The sequence below is a fragment of the Selenomonadales bacterium 4137-cl genome (assembly GCA_032334055.1).
GTDB lineage: Bacteria > Bacillota > Negativicutes > Sporomusales > UBA7701 > Anaeroselena > Anaeroselena agilis.
In genome coordinates this window covers 1,743,013-1,762,579 of sequence record JAUOZS010000001.1, presented here as the reverse complement: position 1 = coordinate 1,762,579, position 19,567 = coordinate 1,743,013, and the positions used below count along the sequence as shown (strand labels likewise).

At 55.7% G+C, this 19,567-nt stretch carries 24 protein-coding genes; 18 read left to right on the top strand and 6 right to left on the bottom strand.

Going from position 1 to position 19,567, the window contains the following annotated elements; genetic code table 11:
- The first annotated feature begins 23 nt into the window (after positions 1-23).
- The 12 genes from Q4T40_09365 (at position 24) to Q4T40_09310 (ending at position 10,219) form a co-directional block, all read left to right on the top strand.
- Positions 24-602 carry a phosphate propanoyltransferase gene (locus Q4T40_09365; GenBank protein ID MDT8901447.1) on the top strand — a complete coding sequence of 193 codons (579 nt, stop codon included), beginning with the start codon at positions 24-26 and terminating at the stop codon, positions 600-602.
- Positions 603-609: 7 nt separating this feature from the next.
- Complete coding sequence (locus Q4T40_09360) at positions 610-810, top strand: DUF4264 family protein (GenBank protein MDT8901446.1); 201 nt, start codon at positions 610-612, stop codon at positions 808-810.
- A gap of 249 nt (positions 811-1,059) precedes the next feature.
- Positions 1,060-1,842 carry an IclR family transcriptional regulator gene (locus Q4T40_09355; protein MDT8901445.1) on the top strand — a complete coding sequence of 261 codons (783 nt, stop codon included), beginning with the start codon at positions 1,060-1,062 and terminating at the stop codon, positions 1,840-1,842.
- 38 nt (positions 1,843-1,880) lie between these two features.
- On the top strand, positions 1,881-2,084 hold the full coding sequence (locus tag Q4T40_09350) for a ferredoxin family protein (GenBank protein ID MDT8901444.1): 204 nt from the start codon (positions 1,881-1,883) through the stop codon (positions 2,082-2,084).
- Positions 2,085-2,101: 17 nt separating this feature from the next.
- Positions 2,102-3,169 (top strand): 3-methyl-2-oxobutanoate dehydrogenase subunit VorB, encoded by a 1,068-nt coding sequence (locus Q4T40_09345; protein MDT8901443.1) that lies wholly within the window; start codon positions 2,102-2,104, stop codon positions 3,167-3,169.
- Positions 3,170-3,922 (top strand): thiamine pyrophosphate-dependent enzyme, encoded by a 753-nt coding sequence (locus Q4T40_09340; protein MDT8901442.1) that lies wholly within the window; start codon positions 3,170-3,172, stop codon positions 3,920-3,922.
- Positions 3,919-4,458 (top strand): 2-oxoacid:acceptor oxidoreductase family protein, encoded by a 540-nt coding sequence (locus Q4T40_09335; protein MDT8901441.1) that lies wholly within the window; start codon positions 3,919-3,921, stop codon positions 4,456-4,458. The genes Q4T40_09340 and Q4T40_09335 overlap by 4 nt, the downstream gene beginning before the upstream one ends.
- 396 nt (positions 4,459-4,854) lie before the next feature.
- Positions 4,855-5,709 carry an IS3 family transposase gene (locus tag Q4T40_09330; protein ID MDT8901440.1) on the top strand — a complete coding sequence of 285 codons (855 nt, stop codon included), beginning with the start codon at positions 4,855-4,857 and terminating at the stop codon, positions 5,707-5,709.
- A gap of 153 nt (positions 5,710-5,862) precedes the next feature.
- Complete coding sequence (locus tag Q4T40_09325) at positions 5,863-7,359, top strand: sensor domain-containing diguanylate cyclase (protein ID MDT8901439.1); 1,497 nt, start codon at positions 5,863-5,865, stop codon at positions 7,357-7,359.
- Between the two features lie 38 nt (positions 7,360-7,397).
- A complete protein-coding gene (locus Q4T40_09320; GenBank protein ID MDT8901438.1) occupies positions 7,398-8,132 on the top strand; it encodes a class I SAM-dependent methyltransferase in 735 nt (244 codons plus the stop codon).
- Between the two features lie 87 nt (positions 8,133-8,219).
- Positions 8,220-9,155: a patatin-like phospholipase family protein gene (locus Q4T40_09315; protein ID MDT8901437.1), complete on the top strand. Its 936-nt coding sequence runs from the start codon at positions 8,220-8,222 to the stop codon at positions 9,153-9,155.
- Between the two features lie 59 nt (positions 9,156-9,214).
- Positions 9,215-10,219 carry a hypothetical protein gene (locus tag Q4T40_09310; GenBank protein ID MDT8901436.1) on the top strand — a complete coding sequence of 335 codons (1,005 nt, stop codon included), beginning with the start codon at positions 9,215-9,217 and terminating at the stop codon, positions 10,217-10,219.
- 57 nt (positions 10,220-10,276) lie between these two features.
- Here Q4T40_09310 and Q4T40_09305 read toward each other — a convergent pair whose 3' ends face one another.
- The 4 genes from Q4T40_09305 to Q4T40_09290 all read right to left on the bottom strand — a co-directional run bounded on the left by Q4T40_09305 (position 10,277) and on the right by Q4T40_09290 (position 12,574).
- On the bottom strand, positions 10,277-10,762 hold the full coding sequence (locus Q4T40_09305; protein ID MDT8901435.1) for a spore coat protein: 486 nt from the start codon (positions 10,760-10,762) through the stop codon (positions 10,277-10,279).
- Positions 10,763-10,776: 14 nt separating this feature from the next.
- Positions 10,777-11,007: a hypothetical protein gene (locus Q4T40_09300; GenBank protein ID MDT8901434.1), complete on the bottom strand. Its 231-nt coding sequence runs from the start codon at positions 11,005-11,007 to the stop codon at positions 10,777-10,779.
- Between the two features lie 225 nt (positions 11,008-11,232).
- Positions 11,233-11,421 (bottom strand): hypothetical protein, encoded by a 189-nt coding sequence (locus Q4T40_09295; protein MDT8901433.1) that lies wholly within the window; start codon positions 11,419-11,421, stop codon positions 11,233-11,235.
- 610 nt (positions 11,422-12,031) lie between these two features.
- Positions 12,032-12,574, bottom strand: coding sequence for a hypothetical protein (locus tag Q4T40_09290; GenBank protein MDT8901432.1), 543 nt, complete (start codon positions 12,572-12,574; stop codon positions 12,032-12,034).
- Positions 12,575-12,813: 239 nt separating this feature from the next.
- Between Q4T40_09290 and Q4T40_09285 the strand changes: the two genes are divergently transcribed.
- The gene (locus Q4T40_09285) at positions 12,814-13,281 is read left to right on the top strand and encodes a hypothetical protein (GenBank protein MDT8901431.1); all 468 of its coding nucleotides are present in this window, start codon (positions 12,814-12,816) and stop codon (positions 13,279-13,281) included.
- A gap of 32 nt (positions 13,282-13,313) precedes the next feature.
- On the opposite strand, the gene Q4T40_09280 is transcribed toward Q4T40_09285, so the two are convergent.
- Positions 13,314-13,997: a DUF881 domain-containing protein gene (locus Q4T40_09280; GenBank protein MDT8901430.1), complete on the bottom strand. Its 684-nt coding sequence runs from the start codon at positions 13,995-13,997 to the stop codon at positions 13,314-13,316.
- A 171-nt stretch (positions 13,998-14,168) separates the two neighbouring features.
- A complete protein-coding gene (locus tag Q4T40_09275; protein MDT8901429.1) occupies positions 14,169-15,092 on the bottom strand; it encodes a cation diffusion facilitator family transporter in 924 nt (307 codons plus the stop codon).
- A gap of 244 nt (positions 15,093-15,336) precedes the next feature.
- On the opposite strand from Q4T40_09275, the gene Q4T40_09270 reads away from it, so the two are divergent.
- The 5 genes from Q4T40_09270 to Q4T40_09250 all read left to right on the top strand — a co-directional run bounded on the left by Q4T40_09270 (position 15,337) and on the right by Q4T40_09250 (position 19,487).
- The gene (locus Q4T40_09270) at positions 15,337-15,645 is read left to right on the top strand and encodes a stage II sporulation protein P (protein ID MDT8901428.1); all 309 of its coding nucleotides are present in this window, start codon (positions 15,337-15,339) and stop codon (positions 15,643-15,645) included.
- Positions 15,646-15,717: 72 nt separating this feature from the next.
- On the top strand, positions 15,718-16,080 hold the full coding sequence (locus tag Q4T40_09265) for a metalloregulator ArsR/SmtB family transcription factor (GenBank protein MDT8901427.1): 363 nt from the start codon (positions 15,718-15,720) through the stop codon (positions 16,078-16,080).
- A 10-nt stretch (positions 16,081-16,090) separates the two neighbouring features.
- On the top strand, positions 16,091-18,619 hold the full coding sequence (locus Q4T40_09260; GenBank protein MDT8901426.1) for a heavy metal translocating P-type ATPase: 2,529 nt from the start codon (positions 16,091-16,093) through the stop codon (positions 18,617-18,619).
- Positions 18,616-18,924 carry a CC/Se motif family (seleno)protein gene (locus Q4T40_09255; protein ID MDT8901425.1) on the top strand — a complete coding sequence of 103 codons (309 nt, stop codon included), beginning with the start codon at positions 18,616-18,618 and terminating at the stop codon, positions 18,922-18,924. Before Q4T40_09260 ends, Q4T40_09255 begins: the two co-directional genes overlap by 4 nt.
- 173 nt (positions 18,925-19,097) lie before the next feature.
- Positions 19,098-19,487, top strand: a complete 390-nt coding sequence (locus tag Q4T40_09250) for a DUF2680 domain-containing protein (GenBank protein ID MDT8901424.1) — start codon at positions 19,098-19,100, stop codon at positions 19,485-19,487.
- The last annotated feature ends 80 nt before the right edge of the window (positions 19,488-19,567 follow it).

The window sequence follows — 19,567 nt, the reverse complement described above, 5'->3', positions numbered from 1 at the left end:
CTTGCAAGGAGTGTTTCTGAACAATGGCCAAACCTAAGATTACGGTAGGTATTTCAGCCCGCCATCTCCATATCAGCCAGGAGCATCTCGACATCCTGTTCGGTAAAGGCCACCAGCTTCACCCGTTCAAGGACCTCGGGCAACCGGGCCAGTACGCCTGTGAGGAACGGGTCGATCTGGTGACCGAGAAAGGCAGTTTCAAGCAGGTGCGCATCCTCGGGCCGGTACGGCCTAATACTCAGGTGGAACTGGCGCTCACCGACGCCATGAAGCTGGGACTGAAGGTTCCGGTGCGGGATTCGGGAGATCACCGCGACGCACCCGGACTGACGCTCGTCGGTCCCAAAGGGGAAGTTAAGCTCGGTACCGGCGTTATCGCCGCCTGCCGCCATATTCACATGACGCCTGCCGACGCGGCCGAGTTCGGCGTGAAAGATAAGCAGTTCGTTTCCGTCAAGATTGGCGACGCCGAGCGCTGCCTGATATTCGACAAGGTACTGGTGCGCGTCCACGAAAACTTCGCGTTGGAAATGCATGTCGATACCGACGAGGGCAACGCGTGCGGCGCGAAGACAGGCGATTTTGCGGAAATAGTCGGGTAAGACGCAAATGGACGGGGAGAACGCCGGCGGTAAAACGCTGGAAATGATCGCCGCCAGAGCCTTTCCCGCCGCCGCCGGACTGGTGGACGTGGTCGATTTCCTCAATAAGGCGCTCAAGAGGGAAGGCTATGTCTTCGGGGTCAGTAAAGCCGGCGACAAGATGACGATGACCGTTTACCGCACAGACAGCAAGGAGACCTGCGATTAAATCGCGGGTCTTTTTTTCTTTGTCCGGCATGGTTTACAACCCAGCGGGCGTCGCTTTCACCGTCAGGGTATTTAACACTTTTTATCGGAAATAATATGCATTTGAGTGACAAATGTTCGTTATGAGCATACTTTTTCAGTATTTTGTATTCATGCGCAGCGCGGGATAAAGCGGGCAGGATTTGCCCCGCACCCTGCGAATATACTAAAAGAGGAAAAAATGAACATCGTTCGCTAGATGGAAACGAAGGTGGTTTGCCTGGATAAAACTGGTTCGCAATATATCATCGCATCGGTGGACCGGGCTGTCGAGCTTCTGCTGCTTCTGGGCCGGCACCGCCGCGACATGGGCGTGACCGAGCTCGCCAAGGAACTGGGAGTCCAGAAGAGCACGATTCACAGCCTGCTGCAGACGTTGATGCTTCGCGGTTTTGTCCGTCAGACGGATTCAGGCCGCTATACTCTCGGTTACGGGCTTATCCGTCTGGGCGAGGCGTGCGCCGAGCAGCTTGACATCAGGGAGATCGCCCGCCCGCTGATGGCGGAACTGGCCAACGAGACGCAGGAAATCGCCTTGTTGGCGGTACTGTCGGGGACGGAACTCATTATCATCGATAAGGTCGAGCCGCAGCGACCGTTCTTCATTATACCGAAGTTCGATTTTTCCATCACGCTGCACAGTACGGCGATCGGTAAAGTGCTGTTGGCCAATGCGCCGCCGGCGATTGTCAGCGAAGTGCTGCAGCGCGGGGTTGAGCAGTTTACGCCGTATACGCTGACCGACCGGGATGCGCTAATGGGGGAGCTTGCCCAGGTCAGAGAACAGGGCTTCGCGGTGGGCTGTAATGAGACGATCGAAGGGGTTACTTGTATTGCCGTCCCTGTCCACGATGCGTTAGGTAAAGTCGCGGCCGCTTTGTCGGTGTCGAGCGCCAGTTCGGCGCTCGAGACCCAGCGTTACGAGACGCTGGTGAGAATTTTGAGGGAGAAGTCCGGGAAGATCGCCCGCCGTTTGGGTTATCAACCGGTTTGACCATTAAGGCATTAGATTATGGATAAGGAGGAATTGAAGTGCCGAAACCTGTGTTTAACGAGGAAAGGTGCAAAGGGTGCGAGCTATGTACGGTGGTCTGCCCGAAGAAAATCGTGGTTATCGCCAATCGCTTTAACAGTAAAGGTTACCGTCCGGCTACCTGCAGCGACGAATCCCAGTGCATCGGCTGTATGCTGTGCGCCCGGACATGTCCGGATGTAGTAATTGAAATCCATAAATAGGCAAGGGAGTGAATAATGTGGCGGAAAAAATCCTGATGAAGGGCAATGAGGCAATCGGTGAGGCGGCTGTTGTAGCCGGCTGCCGTCATTATTTCGGTTACCCCATTACCCCGCAGAGCGAGCTTATCGAATACATGGCCAAGCGCCTGCCGCAGGTGAATGGCGTTTTTCTGCAGGCCGAAAGCGAAGTCGCCGCCATCAACATGGTTTATGGCGCAGCCGGCGCCGGCGCAAGGGTTATGACCTCGTCCTCCAGCCCCGGCATCAGCCTTAAGCAGGAGGGGATCTCCTATATCGCCGGGGCGGAGCTGCCCTGCGTCATCGTCAACATGGCCCGCGGCGGCCCCGGACTGGGCAGCATTCAGCCCGGTCAGTGCGATTATTTCCAGGCGACCAAAGGCGGCGGCCATGGCGATTACCGCAATATCGTGCTTGTTCCTAACTCCGTGCAGGAGTTGGTTGACTGCACCGTGCTGGCGTTCGAGTTGGCTGATAAGTATCGTAACCCGGTCATGATCCTGGGCGACGGTGCGCTCGGCCAGATGATGGAGCCGGTGGCCTTCCCGGACAAGGCGGCTGAAGCTCCGGCCAAGCCGTGGGCGTCGACCGGTCTTAAAGGCCGCAAGGAGCCGAATGTAATCAACTCGCTCCATATCCAGGCGCCGGATCTTGAGAAGCATAATTATCACTTGCAGATGAAATATAAGACCATCAAGGATAATGAACGCCGCTCGGAAGAGTACCGCACCGAGGACGCCGAACTGGTGCTGGTGGCGTACGGCATCACCTCCCGCGTCGCCCAGTCGGCGGTGGATATGGCCCGTGCCGTTGGTCTTAAAGTCGGCCTGTTCCGGCCGATCACCGCTTGGCCGTTCCCGTACGAGGAACTGGGTCGACTCGCCAAGACGGCCAGAGGGTTCCTGGCGGTCGAACTGAGCGCCGGCCAGATGGTCGAGGACGTGCGCCTGTCGGTCACCGGAGCCAAACCGGTCTATTACTATGGCCGGACGGGCGGCATGATCTGCAGCCCGAAAGAGGTGTTCGGCATTGTGAAAAAGATTATGCTGGGCGAGGAGGACAAATAAATGGCGGAGATAGCATTTGCCAGGCCGGAGTCTTTGCGGGACGTCTCGTTCCATTATTGCCCCGGCTGTCACCACGGCATTATCCATCGGCTGGTGGCCGAGGTTATCGACGAGCTGAAGGTCCGCGACCGCACTGTCGGCGTAGTGCCTGTAGGCTGTTCGGTTCTCGCTTACGATTACTTCAATTTTGATTGCCAGGAGGCGGCTCACGGCCGGGCGCCGGCGGTAGCTACGGGCGTTAAGCGCGTTCATCCCGATAATGTCGTATTCACTTACCAGGGTGACGGCGACCTCGCATCGATCGGCTGCGCCGAAATTGTCCACGCCGCCGCGCGGGGCGAAAAGATAACGACCGTATTCGTCAACAACGCCATCTACGGAATGACGGGCGGCCAGATGGCGCCGACCTCGCTGCCTGACCAGGTTACGACTACTTCTCCTTACGGACGCAAGGTGGATCTGGTCGGTATGCCGATCAAGGTATGCGAGATGCTGGCGACGCTAGATGGGGCTAAGTATATCGCCAGGGTGGCGGTCAATAATCCCGCGAATATGGCCAAGGCCAAGGCTGCCATCAAGAAGGCGTTCGAGATTCAGTTAAGCGGCCTCGGGTTCGCGATCGTCGAAGTTCTGTCGACCTGCCCGACCAACTGGGGGATGTCGCCGCTGGAGGCGGTTACCTGGATGGAGAAGAATATGATGCCGTATTACCCGCTGGGGGTATTCAAAACACCTGAGGGGGTGGCGAAATGACCCATGAAATCGTTATGGCCGGCTTTGGCGGTCAGGGCGTCATGCTGATGGGGCAATTGATGACCTACGCCGGGATGCTGGAGAACAAGCATGTGTCCTGGATTCCTTCCTATGGCCCGGAGATGCGGGGCGGAACTGCCAACTGCTCGGTGATCATTTCCGATGAGCCGGTGGGTGCGCCGATCGTCAGCGAGCCGACGACGGTCGTGGCCATGAATCTGCCTTCGCTAGATAAATTCGAACCGGCATTACAGGCTGGCGGCAACCTGATCATCAACAGCTCGCTTATCGACCAGGGCGCCAAGCGTAGCGACGTGAACGTCTTCCTTGTGCCGTCCAACGATATCGCCGGCGAGCTGGGCAACGCCAAAGTGGCCAATATGGTGGTGCTGGGAGTGCTTATCGCCGCTACCAAGGCGGTGAGCCAGGAATCAGTCCTCAAGGCGTTCGCCAAGATGTTTGCCAAGAAGCCTGAACTGCTGGCAATCAACGAACAGGCTATCAAGCGCGGCGCGGCGCTCGTGGAAGGTAAGTAAGCCTCTTATCGCAGCCTAAAGCCGTCCCTGAACTGAACCCGAAAAAACGGACATTGAGCAAAAAAGCCTCCTGTTGTAGGATAACTACGATAGGAGGTTTTGTATGTCACGGAAATGGACAGATATGCAATCGGCTGAGCGGATTATCCTGCAAATGCGACAAGATGGAAGAACCAGGCGGGAGATAGCAGATGCCTTGGGTCTTGAAAAAGTACAAATCAAGAACTGGATTAACCGGTACAATCGGAGACAGACCACCCTTCCGGCATCCCCCAAGAAGAAAGGCCGCCCCAGAAAAAGCCCGATAACTGCACACCACGCGATGGAGCTGCGGATACGGGAACTTGAAAGAGAAGTGGAACTATACCGGTCTTTTCTTCACGCTGCTGGAAGGATGTGAGAGCACAGGTTAAGTACATAGCCATAGCGCAAAATGCCGGCAAGCATCCGGTTGCGGTCATGTGTAATTTCTTTGAGGTATCAAGAAGCGGCTACTACGCGTATCTCAAACGGAAAGACCGGTCATCCGCCGAGGAGAAGTTGGCCGCCTTGATTCAAAAATGCCAGCGGCAGACTAATGGAACTTACGGTTATAGGCGTGTGGGGATATGGCTTGAGAGGCGAGGCATTAAGAAAAACCATAAGGCGGTGCTGCGCATCATGAACAAGTACGGGTTGCTGGCGCAAATCCGGCGCAGAAAAAAGTACCGGCAGATGAGCGGTCAACTGCACCGGTATCCGAATATCCTCGGCCGCGATTTCACAGCCATCAAACCTAATCAGAAATGGGTAACGGATGTTTCCTATATCCAGACGCCGCAGGGAACCTTGTATCTATCCATGATTCGCGACCTGTTTGACAACAGTATTGTCGCCTACCAGACTGGAACCGAGCAGTCGGTCAACCTGGTTCTGCGAACCGTTCGGCAAGCCAAGGCAAAAGAAGCGGTCACTGCAGAGTTGCACCTCCACAGTGACCAGGGGTTTCAATACACTTCCCAGGCATATTTCACCCTAACTCAAAATTACGGCATTACTCCGTCCATGTCAAGGCGGGGAAACTGCTATGACAACGCGCCGGCAGAAAACTTCTTCAGCATCCTTAAGACCGAGTGTATCCGGCGGCATAAGCCAAAGACGGTCGATCAGGCGCGTCAGCTTATTGATAACTACATTTTTTTCTACAACCACGAGCGTATTCAACTCAAAACAAAACTGACGCCGCTCGAAAAACGACGCCAGTTTGCGTAATCTCATCTAATCCTACGATAGGGCTTTTTATCTGTGTCCATTGGCCGGGGTTCAGTGCACCCTGAGGGGACGGCTTTTTCGTTTTCTCAGGCAGGATTTTCCTCGAAAGTCAGCGAATGTAGGCGTAATGCTTGTCCGCAAAGGAAGGGTGATATGGCTTCAGACCATACAGGTTACCACTCCATGCTGTCCGTCTTGCTCGACGCCGTGCCGGCTACGGCGCTGACCGTGGATGGAAACGGTGACGTTTCGCAGATAATCTCCAGCCGCCGTAAGGATGCGGCTTGGATGTTCGCCAAAGGCAAAAACTTCGCAAGGCTGCTCCGCCTGTTGTTCGGGAAAGCCGCCGGCCCGCTGCTCGCTGCGTGCGAAGCAGCCGCAAGGACGGGGCAACCAGCCCGTGTGGCCCGTTTTCAACACGAGTCGGTGCGTGGTTTGACGAAGTACCTTTCCTGGAGTATCCTGCCCGACGCTGACGGCACCATGGTAGTGTGTGTTCTGGATGTCACCGAGTCTGTTTGTCTTGAAGAGGAGTTTTCCGCCGTTTCCCAGCAGAATGCAGCTGCTAACCGCGATTTGCTGGCGGCGATGTCGAAACTGGATTTTCGGCTGATGGATCTCGACCAGGCGCACAAGAAGTTGTCGGCGCTGTACCGCATAACCTCCGTCGGTCAGCGTACGGCTGATGAGGACGAGGTGCTGGACGAGATCGTGGCCGGAATAACCGGCGAACTCGGCTATGCCTGCGCTGCCGTGCTGCTTCTCGACGAAGAGCGCCAGGAACTTGTGATGAAGGCCAGCCGCGGTTATCCGCCCAATGTTCGCCTCCCGTATGGCAAAGGTATCACCTGGCACGCAGTCATAACCCGCGAGATGGTCTTTGTGCCCGACGTGTCCAAAGACCCGCGCTATATTCCGGCGATCGGCAACGGCGTGAGCGAACTGGCCGTACCGTTGATTTGCGCCGATAAGGTGATCGGCGTGCTGGATGTTGAAACAACCGCCGAACGTCCGCTGCACCGTTATGACCGCGATCTGATCGGTTCGCTGGCCGGTCAGGTGGCGCTTGCTATCGCCCACGCCAAGCACGTGGCGCGGGTGGAGGTTCAGGCCGTTACCGACGGTCTCACCGGGCTTTACAATTACCGTTACTTCCTCAGCCTGCTGGACCATGAGTTCAAGCGGGCGGTCCGATATTCCCGGCCGTTGTCACTCATTCTGATCGATATAGATCATTTCAAGCGTTACAACGATAACAACGGCCACAGCCTGGGCAACGAGGTTCTCCGCCAGGTGGCGGCGATCATGCGTCAGGCGTGTCGCGATGTGGATTTTGCCGTTCGTTACGGCGGCGAGGAATTTATCGTGTTGTTGCCGGAGACTAATCTCACGGATGCGTGTTCCTTTGCTGAACGGCTGCGGACAATGATCGCGTGTCAGCAGTTTGCGGGCTGCGAGAAACAGCCCGGCAAGACTCTGACGGTGAGTATCGGCGTTTCCGGGTTTCCCTTTGACGCCAGCTCGGACAGCGAACTGTTGGAACACGCCGACGCAGCATTGTATCTCGCTAAACGGACTACCAGGAACTGTGTGATGACATACCCGGTCAAACAAGGCGGGACCGGCCGGCCGCGGGAAATCTTCGGCTAAAGGGTGTCTGCCTGCGGTACAATAAGGACGATAGTGTTATGGATGGTGATGTGAACGCGATGAAGAATGATTTCTTCGGCGACGGGAAATTTTATTCGCCGGCCGGGACCGCCCAGGAAGTCGGCTTCATCGCCGAGGTGCTTGGGTTGCCGGGCGGGTCGGCTATCCTCGATCTATATTGCGGCTACGGCCGCCACGCCATCGAATTGGCGAAGCGTGGTTACCGGGTGACCGGCGTCGATGCGACCGAAGCTTTCCTGTCGATCGCCGGACAGAAGGCCGCCGAGGAGGGCGCGGAAGTCAATTTCCGGCTGCTTGATATGCGCGAGCTCGATTACGATGGCGAGTTTGACGCGGTTATCAATATGTTCGCCGCTTTCGGCTATTTTTCCGATGAAGAGAATGCGGCCGTGCTGGGGAAGGTGGCGTCGGCGCTGCGTCCCGGCGGATTGTTTTTGATCGACCTCCTCAACCGCGACTGGATGGGGCGTAATAATCTCAACCGCTACTGGCGCCACCCCAGCGGTGAATATGTGCTTTCGTACAAGGTTGAGCTGCAACGCGGAGTGGCAATGATGAAAAGGGTGCTCCTCAATCAGGTGACCGGGGCCAAGCTTCAGAACGATTTCGTCTTGCGCGCCTATTCACTGGAGGAGATGACGACGCTGCTGGCGAGCTGTTCGCTGACCGTCAAGGCCAAGTACGGAGCCTTCGACGCTCGCCCTTACGGCCCTGAGGACCCCCGGATGATTATACTGGCGGAAAAAGCCTGATCAATGGCCGCTTACGATGGTAAGCGGTTTTTCTATTTCTCACCGATTCGGACGTCTTTCATACGATATTAAGAGGAGGTGCGGACGGTGGGGGAGAGGATAGTAGTAAAGGTTAACGGGCGGGGATACGGCCGTCGGCCTAAGGTGGGAGTGGCTCTCAGCGGCGGCGGGGTGAGGGGCGCGGCCCACATCGGGGTGCTCCGGGTGCTGGCCGAAAACAATATTCCCGTCGATATGATTGCAGGCACCAGCGCAGGGGCGGTCATCGCCACGCTGTACGCCTGCGGCTACCAGGCCCGCGAACTCGAATCGATGGCGGCGACCTTGAAGGCGGGTGAACTCATCGACCTTAAGCTTACCGTGGGGGAGCTATTCAAGCAGGGGGTCAAGTGGCTGTTCGGCAACCGGGCGCGCTTCTGGTCGGTACTTCCCGGTGGCATCGTAAAGGGCGACAAAATCGAGCGCTACCTGGCCGGCCTGGTGCAACGGAAGACATTCAAAGACACGCGGATACCGTTGGCGGTAACGGCGGTCGACGCTATTTCCGGGGATACCGTTTTTTTCGTGAGCCCCCGCGAAGGCTGGCGGGAAATATTGAACGCCAGGTATTTTACCGCCGCGCCGCTGAGCGAGGCGGTACGGGCCAGCATTTCCGTGCCGGGGATTTTTTCCCCCAAGAAGTACCGCGGGCTGCTGCTTGTAGACGGAGCGGTAAAGAATAATCTGCCGACCGATATCCTGCATCATATGGGGGCGGAGGTCATAATTGCGGTCGATCTGGGGTATTCCGGGCAGCCGAACGAGGATTTGCGGACAGTGAGCGAGATCGTTCTCCAGTGCATCGATATAATGAACCGCGAGGTGACGTTGCTGAAAGGCGTCAGGTACGCCGACATAGTGATTCGCCCCGAAGTCTTCGATATCGGCTTCAAGCAGAACGGCTACATGGCGCAGTGCATTGCCCGCGGCGCCAAGGCGGCGTGGGAGTTGATCGGGGAAATCGGCAGACTGACGAAAGGCTAGCAAGTTGCCGCCTTTACCGTATCCGCATATCATAAACTAGATGTTCGGGAGGTGAGGCGGTGAAAGAGATTGATTGGCCGGCCCTTTACAGGGAACTGGTCCTGATTGATAACGTTGTCGGCGTCGGCCGGGGGATAAAAATGGTGAGGGGGGAAAGCACCGGCCAGGAGGCGGTTGTTGTCCTGGTGAGGAAGAAGTATCCCCGTAGCGACCTCGCCAGGGCGGCGTTGGTGCCGAAGCGAGTAGCCGGCGCGGTGAGCGACGTGATTGAGGTGGGCGACATCCGCCTGCTCGGCACCGAGCGCACGGGAGAGCACCGTCCGGCCCGTCCGGGAATAAGTATCGGCCATTACAAGGTTTCGGCGGGAACGTTCGGAGCGCTGGTTCGCGACCGTGCCACGGGTGAGTCGCTCATCCTATCCAACAACCATGTGCTTGCCAACCTGACGAACGGCGCGGACGGGCGGGCGGAGGCCGGTGACGCCATCCTGCAACCGGCCCTTTACGACGGCGGCAGCCGGGATACGTCCGTGATCGGCCATCTGCAGCGTTTCGTACCGCTTCATAGCCAGGCCGTTCCACCCCTATGCCGGATAGCCAGAACCTTCGAAGCGCTGGTGAATAAGTTTATCGGCGCTTTTAAGCCACAGTACCGGGTGCAGGTTTGGCGCGACAACGAAACCCCCAATATGGTCGACTGCGCAGTAGCTGCCCCAGTGGCGGCCGACGCTGTGGCGGCCGATGTTTTCGAAGTGGGTGACGTGCAAGGCGTCAGGGAAACCGAGATAGGGATGCCGGTAAAAAAGAGCGGCCGGAGTTCCGGTTTGACCTCGAGTATTATTCTTGCCACTGATGTGACGCTCAGGGTGGAGATGAATTACGGCGAGTACGGTGTGTTCGCCGACCAGTTGCTGGCCGGCCCGATGAGTTTGCCGGGAGACAGCGGATCGCTGGTGCTGAGCGAGGATAACTTCGCTGTCGGACTACTGTTCGCGGGTTCGGAGCAGGCGACGATGTTCACGCCAATCCAAAGGGTGCTGGATGCGCTGGAGGTAGCATTTTAGCGTCCGGCCGCTACTTTGATTGCGAACAAAAACCAGGACTATGTCCTGGTTTTTGCGCTATTGGTAATCCCATTCAGGATTGTGTTCGTAGTACCGTTGCTCGTTTCGGCCGTTCCAGGCTGGTTGCCTGTTGCCCTGACCATGGCCGCGGTTTTTCCCGAAGTTCTGCCCGAGGCGGCGCGTGCCGCTGGCGACGGCGTAGCTGCTGTCGAACCTGGGTTGTTGCGGGCCTCCCTGCGCGACCTTTTGCGGACGTCCGCCTGACAATGGCTGGCCTTCCTGCAGTCGACGGCCGGATTTTTGGCGGTTGGCGCCGGTTGTGTACCAGCCGTGCTGGTGCATGAAGTCGAATAGGATCTGCGCAGTGTCGTGCTCGTCGTGTTGAAGGGCGACAAAGGTGTCGCGGACGGTGTCGCCGGCTGCTTCCATAATGGCGTGATCATATAGGTGTGACATGTACTTTTCCGTGACGAGTAGGTCCAGGAGCATATCGCGGTCGGATAGGCGGTTACGGTTGGCTTTGGAAGGGGGACGGTTTGGCATCGACATCACCTCTGTTATTGGTATTGTCGACCGGCGGGGGGAGCGGACTGCCGGCCGAGGAGCTGTTTGAGACGGTTGGCGTGCTGCCGCTTGTTGCGGGCGACGTCAAAGAGCAGTGATTTCATGGCCTGGTTGTTGCACTGGTCGGCATAAACCCCGCATTTGGCGATGCAGAGATTTTCCATTTGCAGGGCGTCCTGCAAGTAAGCCCTTTCCTTGGAGGAAAGGCTGACGGGTTGGGGCATTGCGGTCACCTCCGAAAATTGCTACCTGTAATATGCCTGCCGGAGCGCCTGACTATGCATTCCGGGAGAATAAAATACGCGCGCCCCTCACGGCGCGACGCGTATTTTGCCGGTCAAATAGGGAAGATCATGTTACCCCAAAAGTTGTCTTCCTCATCCGACTGGACTTCTGGTTCCACCGCCATTTCATCGTCCGCCGCGAGGTCGGATTCGTAGATATCGTTGCTAAACCAGGGGATCTGTCTGTCCACGGCTCTGCTTCCATTTCGCGGCGGCGTTTTTCGCGGCGGTGGCGTCGGTACTGTCTTCGGCCGCCCGCATTTTGTCGGTGAGACTGCCAAAATTGGCGACTTCTGCGGCGAATTCGTACAGGTGGCGGGTGGAATTCGACTTATCGGAGGACTTGATGGACAAGACGACCACATCCTTCGGCCAGATTTGCATTATTATTGTGGTCAGCCGCAGGACGAAAAATACGCCCACGCGGGAAAATGCCGGGCAAACAAAAGGGGCATATCATGCGATATGCCCGGGTTGATATATAATGCTAAGCTACCCATTCCTGCGCAGTCTTTCAGTTTTTACGACCTTCATTCTTTCGTTCAGCAGAGCTTCGAGTTCCTTCAGATATCGCGCTTTCGTAAATTGGTCCAAACCGCGGCTTTCCAGATGGTTGCACAGCCTGTTGACTCTGTCGTAATAATCGTGTGGATATGTGTTTATATTCTCATTAGCGGCACCTCCTTAGTTTATTCTAACTTACATATTCTGCTAGTGGGCGCCATAATCCTCCTGCTGTGGTAGTATACAAGAAGGCGCTGGACTAATAGGTGGCAGCGGTCAGCCCGCCTATTGGATAGCAAAAGAGTACTTCTTTAGCTCCACGCGAATCGGGCGAGCGTTATGCCCGCCAACCAGGACGCCGCTTCTTCGTCGTGGAGGCAAAGAGTGATATGCAAGCAAACAGAAGCATCTATACCACAAGGCGAAAGGGGAGGGGGAGACTACTTGGCGACATTTGAAATTAGCGAGGCATCACTGATGCACCACGATTTAATAACTCGGAGTATAGGCATTCAACTCCAGGATGAGCCAGTATGTAGTGTTGACCATCAGCTATTATATGAACAATTTGTGGGGATGCTAAATGAAGGAAAGCTAACGCTTCGATACCGTTTCTGAGGGTGAACCACCCTGTTGCTAAATCATTAGTACCATATCCGTGCTTGCGATGAACAGGATACCATTGCCCCCTGCTATCCGAAAGTTCGACCTTAATATTGTCTATTTTGATGGTCCTTGTTGCATAAGCCTTTATTTGTAGTTGACCATTGCTTTCCAAGGTCCATCCGCTATTCACCTGCGTTAAAACCAGGACAGACAGTAGTAATATGGATGGTAAGGATAATCCAGCAAAAATCCATTTCGGTTTTAATAAATATTTATGGTCTTCGTTTTTCGTTGCTGTTCCGACGATGGCTGTTAAAAGACCGATTATTAAGAATGTAATAAGCAGAACAGGCAATTGTGCTTTGAAGATGTCTAAGTAGCCAAGTTGGTAACTCACACCGCGATCCTCCGGCAGATACAAATTTCACCAGCAGAAAACTTACTCCATTGTCGTAAGCTCCTATTATTAACAGTATATCTGTATTTGATAATCGATTTCCAGAATTAAACTCCTCATTTTTCTAAGACTCAAGTCCTAAGATGCCTTGCATATATCGAAGCGAAGCGCGGGGAGCTTCTTTCCGTCGAGAGCAGGCGTGTGACTACTCAGAGGCAGATCAAGGAAACCACCAGCTGTTGGAAAAAACCGAAAAGGGTCCGGACAGCCATACCCAGATGCTTAACAAAAGAATGCGCGACTTTTACATGTACGGGCAGGTAAGCTACTTCGACATTCTCGTCGGCGCGTCTGATCTCTCCGACTTCTCCACTCGATACGACTTTCTGCGGCGCATCCTTCAGCCTGACGCTGAGCTTATCGCCAAAACCATGGCTGAACGAGAGTCGATCGCCCAGAAGAAGGAGCTGGAACGGGCTGTCGTGGCGATACAGGAACTGAGGAAGGTTGCGGTTGAAAAAAGGATGCCGGTGGCCTCCCGCTACCAGGGTAAGCGCTCGATGCTCGACGACCTGGAATCACAAAAGGATGAAGCCGACGGCCCAACCTTCACTTCGAGGTCCGCGTCAACGGCTTTCCGACCGACCTACAGGGGTATCTGCCATAAGCGTCAAAAAGAGCAAACAGACGGACTGTTTGCTCTTTAAAATTGCCTATGAAGAAATTGCAGGAGTGCCGGCTACTTCTCTTCCTGAGGCTTGGCATGTTCGAACTTAAATATGCCTTTATATGCGGGGACCCGGACGCTGGCCTCTCTCTTCACCGAAATCTGGATTCCCCATATCTGGAGCGTTTCTATTACGCCACCCCGCAGCTTCAGTGAGTTTTCGAGAGTCTCCGGCTCGCCGATGGCACTGACTACGAAAGGCGAAGCGATGGAGGTGCCGTTGACGAGAATAGCGTTGCCAGCGGTGCGGACTTCCGATGAAGCAACCAGGCGCTGACCGTTAATGGATATCGCCTCAGCGCCAGCCGCCCAAAGTTCGTTGAGGATTTTCAGTATATCTTCGTCTCGGATCACAAACAGGAGCGGATTCTTTCCCGGAACTCCGGGCACTTTACTGTCGTCCATGGTGACGATTACTCCGGGGCCGTCTAATGGTATAAACCCCGCCCTGGCGTTAATGCTGGCAAGCTGAGCAGAGGTAGATCCACCGCCCAAGGCTTCTTTCAATTGGCGTATTTCGTTTAGGAGAGCGTCACGCTCATTTTCAACCTGGCCGAGCTGCTTGACAAGATCCTCAGCCCGCAGCTGACGGACAGAGGAGCTAATATTCTGTGTTGTGCGGAACTGCACCGCTAGCATTATGCCCAGCACCACGCACACCAGCGTTATCGCGCCTTTGCCCTGCTTAATCACCATGTTTCCTCGCTTCGAAGTAGACTTTACGGCTTATTATAATACACCGGGCCAGCTAAATAAAGCTGGAACAAATACCAAGGAGGTGCGAGAGAAGTTTGGCGTGCACCACCAGACCAAGCAGACACGAGAGAAGCCGCGATTCATCGCGACTTCTCTTTTTCCTCTATGCCTTTACATCCTGCTTCTGGAAAGCATGCAGGCAGATGCGGAACAAACCCCATGATTAAAATCCTCGGTCTCTACCTGGATCGTAGTATGCTCAATCTGGAATTTTTCCGCGATTATCTTGACGGAAGTCTTCAGGATTTGCTGGGGATCTTTGCCCGGTTCCACGAGTAAATGACAGGTTAGGGAATCGACCCCGGAGGTAAGCGACCAGATATGAAGGTCATGGACATCTTTGACGTTGGGGATTTTCATCAGCGTGCCTTTGACATCTTCCCAGTCGATGGTCGGCGGCGTTCCTTCCATCAGTACACGGAGCGCCTCCTCCATTACATGCCATGCGCTCCTTAGGATGAGTAAACCGACGACGACGCTTACGAGAGGATCGGCCCAGTTCCACTGGAAAAAGTAAATCAACGCCCCGGCGGTTATCGCTCCCACCGAGCCCAGCGCATCTCCCAGAATGTGCAGGTAGGCGCTGCGGACGTTGACGTTGCCGGTGTCACCGTGGTGGGTGAGCGCCCACGCGCTCGTTAAATTAGTCAAGAGGCCGATGGCGGCGATGATGACCATCGTTCCGCTCTGGACGGCAGGCGGCTGCCATATCCGGTGGTAAGCCTCCCACATGATAATGCCGGCGATGAGGAAAAGCGTGGCGCCGTTGAGCAATGCCGCCAGAATCTCGAAGCGGTAAAACCCGAAAGTCTTGCTGGGGCTTGGGGGCCTGGCGGCGTACGAGACCGCCAAAAGGCTCAGCAGCAGTGCGCCGGCGTCGCTCAGCATGTGGCCGGCGTCCGAAATGAGGGCCAGGCTGTTGGTGATCATGCCGCCGACAAACTCCACGACCATGATAGTCGCGGTCAAAATGAACGATATCAATAGCCCTTTTCTGTTTTGCCTCCCGGTATGACCGCGGTTATGCTGGTGCATTGTCTCACCTCTCTTATTTAGTATTGCTTACATTCCGGGCAAATGACCTCTGGAGGCGGAAAGAATCAGCAACTGGCGCCCGGGTGAAGGCAAAGCGATTCGCACCAGCCCCTTGATAACGTATGCTAAGATTCGCTTGACAGGGAAACAGTAATATCAGGCAGCCGTCAAACACCCATTAAGGCAGCGGTCGCCGGGAACGCGTCGGCAAAAATTGAATCATGCTCGACAGGGAGGGACGTGTATGGTCTTCGCGAGCAGGGGGGCAAAGTATATCTTTTGGGCGGCAATAGTTCTTATACTATTTGGATTAGCCATCGGCTACTACGTCTCCTCCCTGACGCCAGAGCGCAAACCTATGGAGGGTCAGGAAAAACCATACGACTACTATATCATCATTGAAGAGGCCGGAGATAAACCTCTGGCCTTTGTCTCGACCGTGGTCGTGAGCGTCGGCGACGAATACCTGACCGGGGACGGCCAATGGTATAAGGTAGTTCGCGTGGAGGAGAACCGGGCCTACGCCCGGCGGTTTGAAAAAACCGCTAAATAGATATTGACCAACGCGGCAGAGGTGGCATATAATTTATGCGTGAACAGTTATTCATATGTTGGTGGTGATACTTTGAAAGAGCAAGAGTGCGATGTCTGCGAACAACTGTGTGAACACCCCCAGAACATCTGCCTGGCCAAGGCGGAGATGCTTTCCGAAGAGGCCGTTCATCAACTGGCCGAAATATTCAAGATGCTGGGTGACCCCACCAGGATTAAGATTCTGCACGCGCTGTCCAAACGAGAGCTATGCGTGTGCGATATCGCCGCCGTGGTCCAGATGAGCCAGTCGGCGGTTTCGCACCAACTCCGGCTGCTGCGAAGCACCCGGCTGGTCAAATACCGCAAGGAGGGGAAAATGGTCTGGTACTCGCTCGACGATGACCATATCTCGCTGCTGCTTTCCCAAGGCATCGAGCATATAGCACATAGATAGGAGTTTAAACATGGCAAAAGAAAAAATAGTCACAGCCTGCCAGGATGGCTGCTGCGGTACGGGAACTGCCGCTGTTATCGCCCCGCCGCCGATGGCCACGGGATGTAGCGGTGGATGCTGCTGTTCGGGCGAAATGGCTGTTATGGCTGCGGAAACTGCGGCAACCGTCGACGGAGCGCATCAGATAAACAGCACTTTTGATCTGGATGGTCTGGATTGCGGCGACTGCGCCGCGAAACTTGAAAAAGGCATAAATAGAATCAAAGGCGTAATCGACGCCAAGGTGAACTTTGCCGCCGCAAAGATGAAAGTTACCTATGACGGATCTGTCGTGCAGCCGGCCGACCTTGTTAAGGCGGTCAGCGGGTTCGGCTATCAGGCGACGCTCATCAAGGCGGCCCAGGACCATCATGGGTTCCATCGGACTGTCTATCGCGTTTCGGGTCTCGACTGCGGCGACTGCGCCGCCAAGCTGGAAAAAAAACTGGCCGCCACGCCGGGAATCCGGCTGGCCACCGTCAACTTCGGCGCCGGCAAAATGACCGTGGAGCATACTCTGTCCGACTCCGCCATCCTCAGGTTGGTGGAACAGGCCGGTTACAAAGCCGAACGGGAAGATAAGGCGGCCCGTACGTTGCAAGCCAAAGCAGCCTGGTGGAAAAACACCAGAACCATTGCGACCATGGTGTCCGGCGCACTGCTGCTGGTCGCCACCGTTCTCGAATGGGTCGGAACAAGCGAACAGGTCCTGATACCTCTGTTTGCCCTGACTGCAGTCATCGGCGGCTACAACTCGGCCAAAACCGGCCTTTACGGGCTCAGGTCATGGACGTTTGACATGAATTTTCTTATGACCTTCGCCGTGATCGGCGCAGCCATTATTGGTGAATGGGGCGAAGCCGCAACAGTGGCGTTTCTCTTCTCATTCGGCAACACTCTGCAAACCTACACCATGGATAAAACGCGCCAGTCCATCCGGGCTTTGATGGAACTCGCTCCGCCGGAAGCCCTTGTGCGGCGGGACGGGCAGGAACTGCAGATGCTCGTCGAGGACATCGTATTAGGCGATACCATTATCGTGAAACCCGGCGAACGGATCGCCATGGACGGCGTCGTCAAGAGCGGCGCGTCGGCGGTCAACCAGGCCACCATCACCGGCGAGTCCGTTCCGGTGGAGAAGACTGCGGGCGACAGTGTCTACGCCGGCACGGTCAACGAGCACGGTGTGCTGGAGATCGAGGTTACGAAAGTAGCCGCCGACTCGACGCTGGCGAAAATCATGCACCTGGTGGAGGAAGCGCAGGCCCAGAAGGCTCCGTCGCAGCAGTTCGTCGATGTATTCGCCAAATATTATACCCCGGCCGTACTGCTAGCCGCTCTCGGTGTCATGGTAGTACCTTGGCTTGCCTTCGGCCAGCCGTTTGCCCCCTGGTTTTACAAAGGACTTGTGCTGCTCGTTATATCGTGTCCCTGTGCCTTGGTCATCTCAACACCGGTATCCATCGTTTCCGCCATTGGCAATGCCTCGCGGCGCGGTGTGCTGATAAAGGGCGGCGCTTATCTTGAACAAATGGGCGGCATAAAGGCGATGGCCTTCGACAAGACCGGGACACTGACCCATGGCCGCCCGGCTGTAACTGATATCCTGCCTGCTAACGGCATGAGCGAAGCGGAGTTCTTAGCCCTGGCGGCGGCCATCGAGAAATGGTCGGAGCATCCGCTGGCCAAGGCTATTGTCACTAAAGCACAAGGCATAAGTCTAAAACAAGTGGAAAACTTCAAAGCGTTGGTGGGGAGGGGGGCCCAGGCCGACCTGGACGGAAAGACGATATATATCGGCAATCTCCGTTTATTCGAGGAACTCGGTCATGGTCTCGCCCAGTATGAACCCAGACTGGCCGAACTTGAACAGCAAGGCAGGACGGTCATGCTCATGGGTGCAAAGGATTCTCTCTACGGAATGATTGCCGTGGCCGACACGCTGCGCGAGAACAGCAAGGATGCCATTAAGTCGCTCCGCGCTTCCGGTATGCGTCATATAGCCATGCTGACAGGAGATAACAACCGTGTGGCCGGGTCAATCGCCGGACGGCTTGAGCTTGACTCTTTTTACAGCGAGCTTTTACCGGAGGATAAGGTAGCGGCCGTAAAGAGCATCGCCCGGGAATACGGTAATGTCGTGATGGTCGGCGACGGCGTGAACGACGCGCCGGCGCTAGCAGCCGCCACGGTGGGCGTGGCGATGGGCGTGGCCGGCTCGGACACGGCGCTTGAAACGGCGGATATAGCTCTGATGGCCGACGATCTGGGCAAGCTGGCCTATGCCATTAAGCTCAGCCGCAAGACAGTGGCCATTATCAAGCAGAATATCAGCTTCTCTATCATTGTAAAGGTCATCTTCGTAATAGCTACCTTCTTGGGCATGGTCAACCTGTGGCTGGCAGTGTTCGCCGACATGGGTGCGTCCATCCTGGTCACGCTCAACGGCATGCGGCTGATGCGGAAGATAAAAGCGGTAGGGAACGGGACCGGAATATGAATTTCGACATTACACCTAGAGCCCTGGACTATATCCGCAACAAAGGCGCAGCGGTCACGCTGCGGCTGGACCGGCGGGAAACCGGCTGCAGCTGCTGCGGCGAAAGCGTCGTGGAGATACCTGCCGTGAAGCTCGGCACACCCCAGGAAGCATCAGGGGAATACCGGAAAATCAGCCGGATGAACATTGACCTGTTCGTCCACGAAAGCATCCGGGCAATTTTGGAACAGGCCTCGCCCAGAATCGACGTAGAAGGCACCCTTTTCGGGAAGAAGCTGGTTCTCTACGGTTTACAGCAGAGCTAGAGCCGGCATATGGCTCGGGTTCCATCGCCAAGCGAAAGCTCCCTGCATACCGGGAGCTTTCGCCGCTTTCCCCGGCAAAGCCCAAGAGTTCCTACTTTGTTCCTAATTCAGCCAAACTTATGCCGCAAATACCATTTATACTGAAATCAGCGAAATCAAAGGAGATGATATTGATGAAGAAAACAAGTTTATTCGTCGCCGTTGTTCTGGTAGTGGTTTCTTTCAGCGGCTTGGTCGTTGCCGCTCCGGCTCAAGACCCGGCACAGTCGGGGGGGAATTGGTATTGCCCAAATTACGGCCAAAACTACAATAACCTGACCGACGACCAAAAGGCCCAGATTGCCGCCTGGCAGCAGCAGTCGCTCGACCAAAGAAAACAAGTCCTGCAGAAACAGGTCGAATGGGGTTGGATAACCCAGTCTCAGGCCGATCAGCAAATTTCCTGGATGCAGCAGCACATCGCCGACAGCGCTTACGGTCACGGCCCCATGGGGATGATGGGTGGCTACGGGATGTCAGGCGGTCATGGCATGGGCCATGGTGGCGGAGGGGGCCGCTGGTAGGTCGGCAGACACAGCCTGCAGGCTGGAATAAGTACGCTGTTTCAACCCCGTGAAAGCCTGTGGTATAGTAAAGGGGAGGA

Coding starts and splice junctions, on each gene's coding strand:
- Q4T40_09340 (MDT8901442.1), top strand. CDS start 3,170: ATGGCGGAGATAGCATTTGCCAGGCCGGAGTCTTTGCGGGACGTCTCG.
- Q4T40_09335 (MDT8901441.1), top strand. CDS start 3,919: ATGACCCATGAAATCGTTATGGCCGGCTTTGGCGGTCAGGGCGTCATG.
- Q4T40_09300 (MDT8901434.1), bottom strand. CDS start 11,007: ATGCCCCAACCCGTCAGCCTTTCCTCCAAGGAAAGGGCTTACTTGCAG.
- Q4T40_09255 (MDT8901425.1), top strand. CDS start 18,616: ATGAATTTCGACATTACACCTAGAGCCCTGGACTATATCCGCAACAAA.
- Q4T40_09325 (MDT8901439.1), top strand. CDS start 5,863: ATGGCTTCAGACCATACAGGTTACCACTCCATGCTGTCCGTCTTGCTC.
- Q4T40_09280 (MDT8901430.1), bottom strand. CDS start 13,997: ATGGTGATTAAGCAGGGCAAAGGCGCGATAACGCTGGTGTGCGTGGTG.
- Q4T40_09260 (MDT8901426.1), top strand. CDS start 16,091: ATGGCAAAAGAAAAAATAGTCACAGCCTGCCAGGATGGCTGCTGCGGT.
- Q4T40_09365 (MDT8901447.1), top strand. CDS start 24: ATGGCCAAACCTAAGATTACGGTAGGTATTTCAGCCCGCCATCTCCAT.
- Q4T40_09305 (MDT8901435.1), bottom strand. CDS start 10,762: ATGCCAAACCGTCCCCCTTCCAAAGCCAACCGTAACCGCCTATCCGAC.
- Q4T40_09275 (MDT8901429.1), bottom strand. CDS start 15,092: ATGCACCAGCATAACCGCGGTCATACCGGGAGGCAAAACAGAAAAGGG.
- Q4T40_09320 (MDT8901438.1), top strand. CDS start 7,398: ATGGATGGTGATGTGAACGCGATGAAGAATGATTTCTTCGGCGACGGG.
- Q4T40_09250 (MDT8901424.1), top strand. CDS start 19,098: ATGAAGAAAACAAGTTTATTCGTCGCCGTTGTTCTGGTAGTGGTTTCT.
- Q4T40_09270 (MDT8901428.1), top strand. CDS start 15,337: ATGGTCTTCGCGAGCAGGGGGGCAAAGTATATCTTTTGGGCGGCAATA.
- Q4T40_09360 (MDT8901446.1), top strand. CDS start 610: ATGGACGGGGAGAACGCCGGCGGTAAAACGCTGGAAATGATCGCCGCC.